This window comes from Serratia sp. JKS296 (genome assembly GCF_900215445.1).
Lineage (GTDB): Bacteria > Pseudomonadota > Gammaproteobacteria > Enterobacterales > Enterobacteriaceae > Serratia > Serratia marcescens.
The window spans coordinates 1,190,928-1,203,092 of sequence record NZ_OCMX01000001.1 but is presented as its reverse complement, the minus strand read 5'-3'; the positions used below and the strand labels follow the sequence as shown (position 1 = coordinate 1,203,092).

Genomic DNA, 12,165 nt, shown 5'->3' with positions numbered 1-12,165 from the left:
GGGAGACGTTTATGCACACCATTTTTCACACCACCATCACGCAGATCGGCGGCTGCGCCCGCGACGCGTTGCTGGACAACATGCTGATCACCTTCCGTGAAGGCGCCCCGGCGGATATCGAAGAGTTCTGCTTCATCCACCGCCACGGCGCAACCGCCGGCGAGCTGCAGGTCGGCGGCGTGATGGAACTGGCGCAGCAGCGCTACGCCATCACCGCCGTCGGCAGCGTCGCCACGCAGAATCTGCGCGAGCTGGGCCACATCACCGTGCGCTTCGACGGCGAAGCCGAAGCCGAATTCCCCGGCTCGATCCACGTTTCCGGCCCGACGCCGACTGATATCCCGTTGGGCAGCACGCTGTCATTTATCGCATAAGGAGTAGACCATGTCTGAAGTAGCTGTAGTGATTGGCGGCGGCCAAACGTTAGGCGCCTTTTTGTCCCACGGGCTGGCGCAGGCCGGTTATCGGGTGGCGGTGGCCGATCTGAACGCCGACAACGCCAATCGGGTGGCACAGCAGATCAACGAAGAGTACGGCACAGGCAGCGCCTGCGGTTTTCAAGCCGACGCCACCGACGAGCAGAGCGTGATCGCGCTGGCGACGGCGGTTGACCGGGCGTTCGGCCAGGCCAACCTGCTGGTGTACAGCGCCGGCATCGCCAAGGCGGCGCCAATCACCGATTTCCCGCTGGGCGACTTCGACCGCTCGCTGCAGGTGAACCTGGTGGGCTATTTCCTCTGCGCCCGCGAGTTCTCGCGCCTGATGATCCGCGACGGCATCGCCGGGCGCATCATCCAGATCAACTCCAAGTCCGGCAAGGTCGGCAGCAAGCACAACTCCGGCTACAGCGCCGCCAAGTTCGGCGGCGTGGGGCTGACGCAGTCGCTGGCGCTCGATCTGGCGGAATACGGCATTACCGTGCATTCGCTGATGCTCGGCAACCTGCTGAAGTCGCCGATGTTCCAGTCGCTGCTGCCGCAGTACGCGCAAAAACTGGGCATCGCGCCGGACCAGGTGGAGCAGTACTACATCGACAAGGTGCCGCTGAAGCGCGGTTGCGACTATCAGGACGTACTGAACACCCTGCTGTTCTACGCCAGCGATAAGGCCTCTTACTGCACCGGCCAATCGATCAACATCACCGGCGGCCAGGTGATGTTCTGACGCCATCGACGCCCCCTTCCACGGAAGGGGGCCTAAGGAGAACCCCATGACACAAGCTTTGATCGCCTTCGCGCTGCTGGCCTGGCTGCTGCAAATCGCCTTCGGCTGGTGGCAACTGCAACGTTTCAACCGCGCCTTCGACGGCTTATGCCGACTGGGCGCCGTCGGCGTCGGCCGCTCCGGCGGCCGTTTTCGCCCGCGGGTGGTGCTGGCGCTGGCCTTCGACGCCGATCGGCGGGTGTGCGGCAGCCTGTTGCTGCGCGGCCTGACCGTTTTCGCCCGGCCCCGCCCGCTGCCTCATTTGCACGGTTTGCATCAGCGGGATTTGCGCCCGGATGTGATCTTCCCCGAGGATCGCGCATGCCAGTCTGCACTATCGTTAGCGATTGACCCCAAATCGTGATATTTTCACATTAAAAGACATTACCTTTCATAGTGAATTATTCAGCGAGGGGAAATGCCCAACTCTTGTGAACGGGAATCGCGATGAAACCAAAGCAGCGGCAGGCCGCTATCCTTGAATATCTGCAGCGGCATGGCAAAACGGCGGTGGACGCCCTGGCCGAGCATTTCTCCACCACCGGCACCACCATCCGCAAGGATCTCACCCTGCTGGAAGAAGAAGGCGAGGTGATCCGCACCTACGGCGGCGTGGTGCTCAGCCGCGACGACGGCGATCAGCCAATCGACCGTAAAACCCATATCAACACCGAGAAAAAGCGCCGCATCGCCAGCGCCGCCGTGGCGCTGATCGCCGACGGCGACTCGCTGATCTTCGACGCCGGCAGCACGGTGCTGCAGATGGTGCCGCACCTGGCGCAGTTCAATAACATCACGGTGATGACCAACAGCCTGACCATCGTCAACGCGCTGGTGGAACTGGACAACGATCAGACCATCCTGATGCCCGGCGGCACCTACCGCAAAAAATCGGCCTCGTTCCACGGCAGCCTGGCGGAATCGGCGTTCCAGCAATTCAGCTTCGACAAGCTGTTTATCGGCGCGGACGGCGTCGATCTCAACGCCGGCGTCACCACCTTCAACGAAGTGCACAACGTCAGCAAAGCGATGTGCGAAGCCGCCGGCCGCATTATTCTGTTGGTTGACTCCTCGAAATTCGGCCGCAAGAGCCCGAACGTGGTGTGCGAACTCAGCGCCGTCGACACGCTGATCACCGACCGAGACATCAACCCCGATTACCTCGCCGCCCTGCAGGCGAAAGGCATCAATATCATTCTGGTAGGAGACCCCGATGAGTAACGCCAACGCCCTGCTCGCCTTCGCCCGCGAAACGCTGGAGATCGAGTTGACCGAAGCGCAGCGCCTGCTGGCGCGCCTGGATGACAACTTCGTCTGCGCCTGCGAGCTGCTGCTGAACTGCCGCGGCAAAGCGGTGATTTCCGGCATCGGCAAGTCCGGCCATATCGGCAAAAAAATCGCCGCGTCGCTGGCCAGCACCGGCACGCCGTCATTCTTCGTGCATCCGGCGGAGGCGCTGCACGGCGATCTCGGCATGATCGGCGCCGACGACGTGGTGGTGTTCATCTCCTACTCCGGCCGCGCCAAAGAGCTGGATCTGATCCTGCCGCTGCTGGCGGAGAACGGCATTCCGGTGATCGCCGTTACCGGCGGCAAAGAGTCGCCGCTGGCGCAGGCCGCGGCCTGCGTGCTGGATATCGGCGTCGAGCGCGAAGCCTGCCCTATGGGGCTGGCGCCCACCTCCAGCGCGGTCAACACCCTGATGATGGGCGACGCCCTGGCGATGGCGCTGATGCGCCAGCGCGGCTTCAACGCGGAAGACTTCGCCCGATCGCACCCGGGCGGCAGCCTGGGCGCGCGTCTGCTGAACCGCGTGCATCACCTGATGCGCACCGGCGATCGCCTGCCGCGCGTGAGCGAAAGCGCCAACGTGATGGAGGCGATGCTGGAACTGAGCCGCACCGGGCTGGGGTTGGTGGCGGTCTGCGACGCGCAGCAGCGGGTGGTGGGCGTATTTACCGACGGCGACCTGCGCCGCTGGCTGGTGAAGGGCAACAGCCTGCAGGATCCGCTCAGCCCGGCGATCACCCGCCCCGGCTATCGGCTGCCAGAGCAGTGGCGCGCCGGGGAGGCGCTGGAAGCGCTGCACGAACAACACATCAGCGCGGCTCCGGTGGTCGATATGGACGGCGTGCTGGTGGGGGCGCTCAACCTGCACGATCTGCATCAGGCCGGCATCGGCTGATCAACGCCGGGGGCGCCATCACCGGCGCCCCCGGTCAGATCATTTCCAATCGGGATTGTTCTCGAACTGCTGCTTCAGCAGCGCTTTCATGTCGTCATTCGGCTTGCCGAGCCACTGGTACTTGGCATACTTCTTCGGATGATCGACGGCTTCCGGCCGATCTTCCACTTCCACCCGCACGCCCCAGGCCTGGGATTTGTCCGCGCTGAACGCCACGATCAAAAAGTTATTGCCGCAGTCGTGGGGCTTGCACAGGTTGCCGACCAGATACTCTTTGCCCTTCCAGTTCAGATTCTGCGCCGGCGTAGAGGTGCCGACGCCCTTGCGCGCCCAGCCCGGCATCCGCGCCTGGCCTTTCACCATGTTTTGCCAGCTGGCCTGATACCCCGGCAGCTGAATCAAATCCGATGTGGTGACGATTTGTTGGGCAAAGCTGCCCGCGCTGAAGCTGAGCAGTGCGCCAAAGAGGGCGCAACGCAGCGCCTGGTGTCCCGTCATAGTCCTTCTCCCTAGGTTAAATCAGGTTTCGCCCATAAAACCGGGCCTGAACTAGTCAGACCACGATTGCGGCAAAAAGTTGACTCACCACCAGGCGTGAAAATGATGCACCGGCCCGATGCCGTGCCCCACTTCCAGCGTATCCGCCTGTTGCAGCGCTTGTTGCAGGTAACCCTTGGCGGCGGCCACCGTGGCCGCCCAGTCGGCATGGCGCGGACGCAGCGCCGCCAGCGCGGCCGAGAGCGTGCAACCGGTGCCGTGGGTATGGCGGGTGGCGACGCGCGGCGCGGTAAAACGCTGCTCGCCTTCGGCGGTAAACAGCCAGTCCGGGCTCTCGCTTTCGCTCAGGTGGCCGCCCTTCATCAGCACCGCCCGGCAGCCCATCGCCAGCAGCGCCCGCCCCTGCTCGCGCATCTGCGCTTCATCTTCCGCCGGCGCGCACGCCAGCAGCGCCGCCGCTTCCGGCAGGTTTGGCGTAATGATCGACACCAGCGGCAACAGCTCGCGCCGGATAGACTCTACCGCCTCCGGGGCCAGCAACGGATCGCCGCTTTTCGCCAGCATCACGGTGTCCAGCACCACGAATTCCGGCCGGTAATGGCGCAGCCGTTCGGCCACCGCCTGCACGATATCGGCGTTGGCCAGCATGCCGATCTTGACGCTGTCGATGCGCACGTCGCTGAACACCGAGTCCAGCTGCGCGGCGACAAACGCCGGATCGATGTAATACACCGACTGCACGCCGCGGGTATTCTGCGCCACCAGCGCGGTGATCACCGAGGTGCCGTAGGCGCCAAGCGCCGAGAAGGCCTTCAGATCGGCCTGAATGCCGGCGCCCCCGCTGGGATCGGTGCCGGCGATGGTCAGCGCGTTAATGCGTTTCATCACAGATCCTCCCCGCGCAGCTGATACAGGGCGTCGAGGAACGCCGGCGTAAAGCTGCCCGGCCCGGCGGCCTGCCTGGCCGCGAGGCCGCCGCAGTGGGACATCACCCGGCAGGCGGCCGCCACGTTGTCCAGGCGATCGCCCGGCAGGGCGCAAAACGCCGCCGCCACCGCCGACAGCGCGCAGCCGGTGCCCACCACCCGCGTCATCAGCGGGGAGCCGCCTTCGATCGCCCAATCGCGTTGGCCGTCGGTGACGTAATCCACCGCGCCGGTGACCGCGACTACCGCGCCGCTGCGCTGCGCCAGCTCACGCGCGGCGGGCAATGCCGCCAAGGAATCGTCGCCGCTGTCCACGCCGCGGCCGCTGGCCAGCAACCCGCTGAGCGCCATGATTTCCGAGGCGTTGCCGCGTATCGCCGCCGGTTTCTCGTCCAGCAGCTGTTTGGCGAAGGCGGTGCGGTAGGAGAGCGCGCCGACCGCCACCGGATCCAGCGTCCAGGGCTTGCCGGCCCGATTGGCGGCGGCCACCGCCGCGCGCATCGATTCGGCGCGCAGCGCGTTGAGGGTGCCGACGTTGATCAGCAGGCCGTCGGCCAGCGCGCTGAACTGCGCCGCCTCTTGCGGCTCCACCACCATCGCCGGGGAGGCGCCGAGCGCCAGCAGCACGTTGGCGGTCAGCGATTGCACCACTTCGTTGGTCAGGCAGTGGATCAGCGGAGGCCGCTGTTGGAATTGAGTCAGGCAGGCCGCGGCGCGAGCGCCGGGTAGTGCATCAGGTCGAGCGATCATATTCCTCCCAACCGGCGTTCAAGAAGGCGGCGCCGGCTGGGCGGCCGTGACTTCCCTACGCTGGCATTATCCAGATCAGGTAATACGGGTATTTCTCAGCCTTCACGCAGAAGGGCACCCCGAGTCATGAAAATCAATAGGTTGTGATCAACGTTGCGTTAATCCCTGAGCGGGATCATGCCAGCGGCGGCGCGGACAAACAAGCGAATAAATTCGCTCGCGCCTAAGCGATGTTGCCCTCTTTTCCCGCCAGATACAGGCTCAGCACGCCGGGCAGCTCCGCCAACGTAAACGCCACGCTCTGCGGCGCCGTTTTGAAGATGTGATGCAAGGTGCCGGCCACCAGGCTTTGCAACAGCCGGGTTTGCTGCAGGATCTCCGCTTCGGCGGTCTCGGGGCGGCGCAGCTGCAGCACTCGGGCGATCAGCGCCAGGAAGCTGGACTTTTCGTCCGGCAGGTTCATTTCCCGCATCACCGGCAGGTAGTCGGCGTGCTCGCGCAGGTACTGCGCATAGGGTGAAAACAGCCGCTGGATCACCGCTTCAGCGGAGAGGCGCCGCCACTCGTCGTCGCTGGCCAACGCCATGTCGCGCACCAGCGCCTCGATCGATTCAGTGTGCCGATCCGCCAGCGCCTTGATCACCGCGTGGCGATCGGGGAAAAAGTGATACATCGAGCCGATGGAGGTTTTGGCGTGTTTGGCCAGCCGCTGCATGCTGAGCGCCGCCAGGCCATCCTGCGCCACGATCGCCGCCGCTGAATCCAGAATGGTTTGTACGCGTTGCCGCCCTCTTTCCTGCTGCGGCTCTCGCCCGGTGATGTGTTCGTCGATTTGCATATTCGTTTCTACCCGCTGTCATCAACGCATTATACCCATTTGCCGCCGCGAAGGCAGGGTGACACAAAAAACTAGATTAATCCCTCTAGTTTAGAGTAGAGTATTTATTCTAGTTTACCCTTGCGCAAGCATGAGGGTGACAAACAGTGACCTCACTCACTGAAAAAGAGTCATTTCATTCGGCCCGTCGACCAAGCCAATCGCCAGAGAACGCCCTATGCCCGACAAAAAACTGCTTATCACCTGCCTGACCGCGCTGTTGCTCACCGGGTGCTCGCCGGCACCGTCCATGGTGGTGTTCGGCGCTTCGTTCCCCGACTGGCTGTTTTGCCTGTGCGGCGGCGTGGCGGGCATGGTGGCGATCCACCTGCTGCTGCGCACCCCGGAAAAACGCGCCTGGCTGGCGCCGCAGCTGCTGACGTATCCGGCGCTGACCGCGCTGATCGCCATGCTGACCTGGTTACTGGTTTTCCCCCACTGAGACTGACGCCATGACCCAACCACAAACCTCCAACAAGCGCAGACTGCTGGTGCTTACCATCCTGGCGTTGACGCTCATCGTGGCCGCCGTCGTCGTCTGGCGGGTGGAAAACGCCCCCACTACCGACGATGCCTACGCCTATGCCGACACCATCGACGTAGTGCCGGAGGTGAACGGCCGCATCATCGAGATGCCGATCCGCGACAACCAGGAAGTGCGGCAAGGCGATCTGCTGTTCCGCATCGATCCGCGCCCTTACCAGGACGCGCTGGCGGCCAGCGAAGCGCGCCTGATCACGCTGAATGAACAGATCAAGCTGACGCAGCGTTCGGTCAACGCGCAGCAGTACAACGCCGAATCGATGAACGCCATCGTCAAACGCTCGCAGGCGCTGGTGGCGCAGGCGACCGACACCCTCAACCGCCGGCAGAAGCTGCTCGGCAAGAACTACGTTTCGGCGGAAGAAGTGGAAACCGCCCGCACCTCCCAGCGCTCGGCGCAGGCGGAACTGCAGGCCGCATTGCTGCAGGCGAAACAGGCGGAAGCCGCCGTCAGCGGCGTCGAAGCCCTGGTCGCGCAGCGTGCCGAAGTGCAGGCCGACATCGCCATCGCCAAACTGAACCTGGAGTTCACCGAGGTGAGAGCGCCGTTCGACGGCCGCATCGCCTCCCTGAAAACCACCGTCGGCCAATATGCCTCCAGCGCCAAACCGGTGTTCACGCTGATCGACACCCGCCACTGGTACGTGGTCGCCAACTTCCGCGAAACCGACCTGAAAGGCGTGCATCCCGGCGTGCCGGCCACGCTGTATTTAATGAGCGACGCCGGCCAGACCTTCAGCGGCAAGGTGGAATCGATCAGCTACGGCGTGCAGCCTGACGACGGCGGCACAGTGCTGGGCGGGCTGCCCAACGTGTCGCGCAACATCAACTGGGTGCACGTTTCGCAGCGCTTCCCGGTCAAGATCGCGGTAGAGGCCCCCAACCCGGCGCTGTTCCGCGTGGGCGCTTCGGCGGTGGCCAAGGTGAACCTGCGCCATGAAGAATAAAACGATGTCTCACGGCTGGCTGTCCCAGTTGATCGACGAGCTGCGCCCTTCGGACAGCCGCATCAACCTGGTGATCCGCGCCCTGCTCTCCAGCGCGATCGCCATCGTGATCTCGCAGACGCTGCAGGTGCCGTGGCTGGCGCTGTCACTGATCGCTGTCTTCTTTATCACACAGTCCAATATCGTGATCACCCGCGCAATCGGCATCCTGTTTTTCGTCAGCTCCACGCTGGCGATCGGCGCCGCTATCCTGGTGCTGAAATTCACCTACGACTACCCGATGCTGCGCATCCTGCTCTCCAGCGCGCTGTTTTTCCTCAGCGTGTTCCTGATGCGGGTGACCAAGGTTGGGGTGCTGTTCTTCCTGATGGCGCTGGTGGTGATCTACACGCAAAGCTTTGTCGATCTCACTCCGCAGGCGGAAGTGGTGATACGGCTGGTGCTGTGGGTATGGGTGGCGATCAACTACGCCATTCTGCTCACCCTGATCGTCAATACCCTGCTGCTGCCGGCTGAACCGCTGAAACAGCTAAAGGGCCGGATGAACGCGGTGTTGGACGAAACCCGCGCTATGTTGGCCAGCGGCGGCGAGACGCGCGATCTGAGCGCCATCTCGCAACACGCCACCGAGCTGCACAAGCTGCTGCGCTTTTCGGTGATGCGCAGCGATCGCTGCCGCGCCAACGAACCCGGTTATCTGGCGCTGATCACCTTGGTGTTGCAGCTCAATATTCTGGCCTACCAGCTGCCGCCGGCTTTCGGCGCGGCCGCGCGTCAATTGGCGCAAGAGATAGACGCCGCCTGCCGCGCGCTGCAAACCGCGATCAGCCACGACAGCGCGCTGCGATTTTCCGTCGCGATCGCCGGCAGCGACGATCCGCAGGTGCCTGCGCCGCTCAATGAAATGGCCGGCCTCCTGCAGGTCTACGCCAACCGCAGCGACTACGCCGACGCCCTGCAGGCCACGCCGCCGCAAAAAGTGCCCTTCTTTACCCCTGATGCCCTGACCAACCCGGTTTACATCCAGTTTTCGTTGAAAACGCTGCTGACCGTGCTGGTCGCCTACGTGTTTTATACCGCCGTCGATTGGTCCGGCATTCATACCATCATGCTGAGCTGCCTGATCGTGGCGCAGCCCAGCCTCGGCGCCACACAGCGGCGGGCGCGGCTGCGTCTCGGCGGCGCGGCGATCGGCAGCCTGCTGGCGCTGATCTCGGTGGTGTGGATCATGCCTCACCTCGACAGCCTCGTCGGCTTGCTGCTGCTGACGCTGCCGGTGATCGCCCTCTCCGCCTGGATCGCCGCCGGCTCCGAGAAAATAAGCTATGCCGGGGTACAGATCCTGTTCACCTTTTCCCTGGCGCTGCTGGAAAGCTTCGGCCCGGTCACCGAGCTGACCGAGATCCGCGATCGCCTGATCGGCATCGTGCTGGGGGTAGGGTTCGCCACCTTCATTCACGCCACGCTGTGGCCGGAATACGAAGGGGAGTCACTGCGGCAGCAGGTTGCCAACGTGCTGCGGGAACTGTCGCGCTTCCTCGGCGGCGAGAACACAAACGCCATCGGCATCTGGCAAAAGATCGAGGGCTGCGAAGCGGTGGTGGCCCGGGTGACGCTGGAGCCCACCTGGCAGCTGGCGGACGATAATCATGAAAGCTTCACCCGGCATATCCAACTGATCTTTAACCAGACGCGCAGCCTGTTGCTGACCAGCGAAAAGCTCAACACCTATCTGGCAGGCGGCGGCGCGGCGCTGTCCGCGCAGGAACGCCAGGCGCTGATCGAGGTGCAACGTCAGGGCGGGCGCGTTCTCGCCGAGTATGCGGCGCAGCTTTCCCGCGCGCCGCAAGCGTTGCGGGCGCCCGACTTTCATCCACCGTCGGCCGCCCTGCACGCCGACACCGTGCGCCATCTTGCTCAGGAGCTGAGCGACGGAGTCAATCGCCTGCCCGCCTGGGGCGACGCCTAGCATTTTCCGTTTGTGGCCATGCACGCCCGGCGCCATGCGCTATAGTGAGCACAAACCACCGGGAGATGTCATGCAAATAAGACCTTACCAAGAGGCCGATCGCCCCTTCCTGCGCACGCTGTACCTGGCGTCGCGCAAGGCGGCGTTCGGTTGGCGCAATACCTCAAACTACCAGTTGGAAGATTTCGACCGCGCGACGCTGGGCGAAGCGATTTGGGTGGCGGAAGACGGCGGCGTGCTGCTGGGATTCGTCTCCATCTACCGCGAAGACAACTTCATTCATAACCTGTATGTCGATCCCCATCAGCCGCCGCGCGGCGTCGGCAGTGCGCTGCTGCAAGCGGCGCAAGCCACCTTCACCGCCACCGGCTCGCTGAAATGCCTGGTGAAGAATGAAAAGGCGCTGACGTTCTACCGCAAACACGGTTGGCGTATTATCTCTACCGGCAACGACGGCGAAGAAGATTATTACCTGATGCATTCGCCGGCCCGCTAGCTATTACCCTAGGCATCCGGCATCCCGCGCAGCGTCAGCCGCCAAAACAGCAGCGCGCTCAGGCTGACGCCCGCCCCCAGCCAGCAGACGCCGCTCCACCCCGCCCAGACGTACATATGGGTGCCGGCAAAGGCGCCCAGCCCGCTGCCGACGGCGTAAAACAGCATGTAGCAGCCCACCAGCCGGCTATGCGACTGCGGGTGCGCGCGGAAGATCATGCTCTGGTTCAGCACGTGGATCGCCTGGCCCGCCAGATCCAGCAGCACGATGCCCGCCACCAGCCAAACCAGGCCGCTGCCGAGCAAACCGAGCGGCAGCCAGGCCAGTGTCAACAGCAGCAGACACGCGCCGCTGGCCGCCTGCCCCAGCCCGCGATCCGCCAGATGCCCGGCGCGCACCGCCGCCAGCGCGCCCATCGCGCCGACCAGGCCGAACGCTCCCACCGCGGCATGGGTGAAATTGAACGGCGCCTGGCTCAGCGGCAACACCAGCGAACTCCAAAAGAGGCTGAAAGCGCCGAACATCAGCAGCGCCAACATGCCGCGAATTTGCAGCGTGCGGTCATGCAGCAACAGGCTCAGCATTGAACGCAGCAGCGCGGGATAACTCAGCGTGCTGGGAGCGGTGCGCGGCGCAGGCAGCAGGCGCGACAGGATCGGCAGCAATACCAGCGTCACTCCGGCGGAGAAGAAGTACACCGTGCGCCAGCCGCCAACGTCCGCCAGCGCGCCGGACAAGGTGCGCGCCAGCAGCAACCCCAGCACCACCCCGCCCTGCGCCGCGCCGACCACCCGCCCGCGCTCCTGCGGCGGCGCCAGGGCGGCGGCGAACGCGATCAGGCCCTGCGTCATGGCGGTGCCCAGTAGCCCCACCAACATCATCCCCACCAGCAGCCAGGCCGCACTGGGCGCCCAGCCCACCAGCAGCAGCGCAGCGATCAGCCCCAGCTGTTGCCCCGCCAGCAATCGATGCCGGTTCAACCGATCCCCCAGCGGCACCACCAACAGCAACGCCAGCGCGCAGCCCAACTGAGTCACGGCGATCACCATGCCGACCGCCGCCAGGCTGATGGAAAAATCGCGGGCGATGGCGTCTAACAGCGGCTGCGCATAGTAAACGTTGGCCACGCTAAAGGCGCTGGCGGCGGCCAACAGCAGCACCAGGGCGGCCGGCAGGCGCCCCAATGCCGCACAGGGAGGTTCCAGCAGTTTGTCGCTCATCGCACACCTCAATGTGGTTTCATTATTAAACCCAATGAACTTTAGGCGTAGAGGTTTTATAATGCAACCAGAATGTGCAGCAGGAGATAATCGTCGTGAAACGTAAGAGCCTGGAAGACGCGCCGTGCCCGGTGGCGCGCACGCTGGATGTGATTGGCGACTGGTGGTCGCTGCTGATCGTGCGCGACGCCTTCGACGGCGTCACCCGCTTCAGCGAATTTCAAAAAGGGCTGGGGATGGCGAAGAACATCCTTGCCACCCGGCTGCGCGCCCTGGTGACGCACGGCGTGCTGGAGATCGTGCCCGCCGCAGACGGCAGTGCCTATCAGGAGTATGTGCTGACCGAGAAAGGCCGCGCGCTATTTCCGGTGATCGTTGGCCTGCGCCAGTGGGGGGAAGATCATTTGTTCGCCGAAGGAGAGGCGCATTCAACGCTGGTGGAAAGCGACAGCGGCCGCCCCGTGCCGCGCCTGACGCCGATCGGCAACGCCGGGCAGACGCTCACCCCGCTTAACACCCGGGTGGTGAAGGTGGGGGAACGGTTTGAGCCA

14 protein-coding genes, 1 pseudogene and 1 riboswitch are annotated in these 12,165 nt (G+C 64.1%); of the genes and pseudogenes, 10 read left to right on the top strand and 5 right to left on the bottom strand.

Annotated features, from left to right (window positions below):
- The first annotated feature begins 11 nt into the window (after window positions 1–11).
- The 5 genes from srlB to gutQ all read left to right on the top strand — a co-directional run bounded on the left by srlB (window position 12) and on the right by gutQ (window position 3,388).
- Window positions 12–374 carry a PTS glucitol/sorbitol transporter subunit IIA gene (gene srlB / locus CRO23_RS05675; protein ID WP_004941520.1) on the top strand — a complete coding sequence of 121 codons (363 nt, stop codon included), beginning with the start codon at window positions 12–14 and terminating at the stop codon, window positions 372–374.
- Between the two features lie 10 nt (window positions 375–384).
- Window positions 385–1,164: a sorbitol-6-phosphate dehydrogenase gene (gene srlD / locus CRO23_RS05670; protein WP_028127783.1), complete on the top strand. Its 780-nt coding sequence runs from the start codon at window positions 385–387 to the stop codon at window positions 1,162–1,164.
- Between the two features lie 46 nt (window positions 1,165–1,210).
- Window positions 1,211–1,567 carry a transcriptional regulator GutM gene (gene gutM / locus CRO23_RS05665; RefSeq protein ID WP_016926693.1) on the top strand — a complete coding sequence of 119 codons (357 nt, stop codon included), beginning with the start codon at window positions 1,211–1,213 and terminating at the stop codon, window positions 1,565–1,567.
- 83 nt (window positions 1,568–1,650) lie between these two features.
- The gene (gene srlR / locus CRO23_RS05660; protein WP_016926692.1) at window positions 1,651–2,424 is read left to right on the top strand and encodes a glucitol operon DNA-binding transcriptional repressor SrlR; all 774 of its coding nucleotides are present in this window, start codon (window positions 1,651–1,653) and stop codon (window positions 2,422–2,424) included.
- Window positions 2,417–3,388, top strand: a complete 972-nt coding sequence (gene gutQ / locus CRO23_RS05655) for an arabinose-5-phosphate isomerase GutQ (protein WP_016926691.1) — start codon at window positions 2,417–2,419, stop codon at window positions 3,386–3,388. The genes srlR and gutQ overlap by 8 nt, the downstream gene beginning before the upstream one ends.
- A gap of 39 nt (window positions 3,389–3,427) precedes the next feature.
- On the opposite strand, the gene CRO23_RS05650 is transcribed toward gutQ, so the two are convergent.
- From CRO23_RS05650 to CRO23_RS05635, 4 genes are all read right to left on the bottom strand, one after another.
- Entirely contained in the window at window positions 3,428–3,886 is a 459-nt protein-coding gene (locus CRO23_RS05650) for an inhibitor of vertebrate lysozyme family protein (protein WP_016926690.1), read from the bottom strand.
- 84 nt (window positions 3,887–3,970) lie between these two features.
- A complete protein-coding gene (gene thiD, locus CRO23_RS05645; protein WP_016926689.1) occupies window positions 3,971–4,771 on the bottom strand; it encodes a bifunctional hydroxymethylpyrimidine kinase/phosphomethylpyrimidine kinase in 801 nt (266 codons plus the stop codon).
- Entirely contained in the window at window positions 4,771–5,562 is a 792-nt protein-coding gene (gene thiM, locus CRO23_RS05640; RefSeq protein ID WP_028128367.1) for a hydroxyethylthiazole kinase, read from the bottom strand. The genes thiD and thiM overlap by 1 nt, the downstream gene beginning before the upstream one ends.
- A 35-nt stretch (window positions 5,563–5,597) precedes the next feature.
- A riboswitch (TPP riboswitch) is annotated at window positions 5,598–5,694 on the bottom strand.
- Between the two features lie 91 nt (window positions 5,695–5,785).
- Window positions 5,786–6,400, bottom strand: coding sequence for a TetR/AcrR family transcriptional regulator (locus CRO23_RS05635; protein WP_033639635.1), 615 nt, complete (start codon window positions 6,398–6,400; stop codon window positions 5,786–5,788).
- Window positions 6,401–6,617: 217 nt separating this feature from the next.
- Between CRO23_RS05635 and CRO23_RS05630 the strand changes: the two genes are divergently transcribed.
- The 4 genes from CRO23_RS05630 to CRO23_RS05615 all read left to right on the top strand — a co-directional run bounded on the left by CRO23_RS05630 (window position 6,618) and on the right by CRO23_RS05615 (window position 10,394).
- A complete protein-coding gene (locus tag CRO23_RS05630; protein WP_004941494.1) occupies window positions 6,618–6,881 on the top strand; it encodes a YtcA family lipoprotein in 264 nt (87 codons plus the stop codon).
- Between the two features lie 10 nt (window positions 6,882–6,891).
- A complete protein-coding gene (gene mdtN / locus CRO23_RS05625) occupies window positions 6,892–7,929 on the top strand; it encodes a multidrug transporter subunit MdtN (protein WP_097101545.1) in 1,038 nt (345 codons plus the stop codon).
- A complete protein-coding gene (locus CRO23_RS05620; RefSeq protein WP_028128368.1) occupies window positions 7,919–9,898 on the top strand; it encodes an FUSC family protein in 1,980 nt (659 codons plus the stop codon). Before mdtN ends, CRO23_RS05620 begins: the two co-directional genes overlap by 11 nt.
- A 70-nt stretch (window positions 9,899–9,968) precedes the next feature.
- Window positions 9,969–10,394 carry a GNAT family N-acetyltransferase gene (locus tag CRO23_RS05615; RefSeq protein WP_016926687.1) on the top strand — a complete coding sequence of 142 codons (426 nt, stop codon included), beginning with the start codon at window positions 9,969–9,971 and terminating at the stop codon, window positions 10,392–10,394.
- An 8-nt stretch (window positions 10,395–10,402) separates the two neighbouring features.
- On the opposite strand, the gene CRO23_RS05610 is transcribed toward CRO23_RS05615, so the two are convergent.
- Window positions 10,403–11,614 (bottom strand): MFS transporter, encoded by a 1,212-nt coding sequence (locus CRO23_RS05610; RefSeq protein ID WP_097101543.1) that lies wholly within the window; start codon window positions 11,612–11,614, stop codon window positions 10,403–10,405.
- A gap of 95 nt (window positions 11,615–11,709) precedes the next feature.
- On the opposite strand from CRO23_RS05610, the pseudogene CRO23_RS25215 reads away from it, so the two are divergent.
- Window positions 11,710–12,147 (top strand): annotated as a pseudogene (locus CRO23_RS25215) (winged helix-turn-helix transcriptional regulator); the annotation flags it as partial.
- Window positions 12,148–12,165 lie beyond the last annotated feature (18 nt).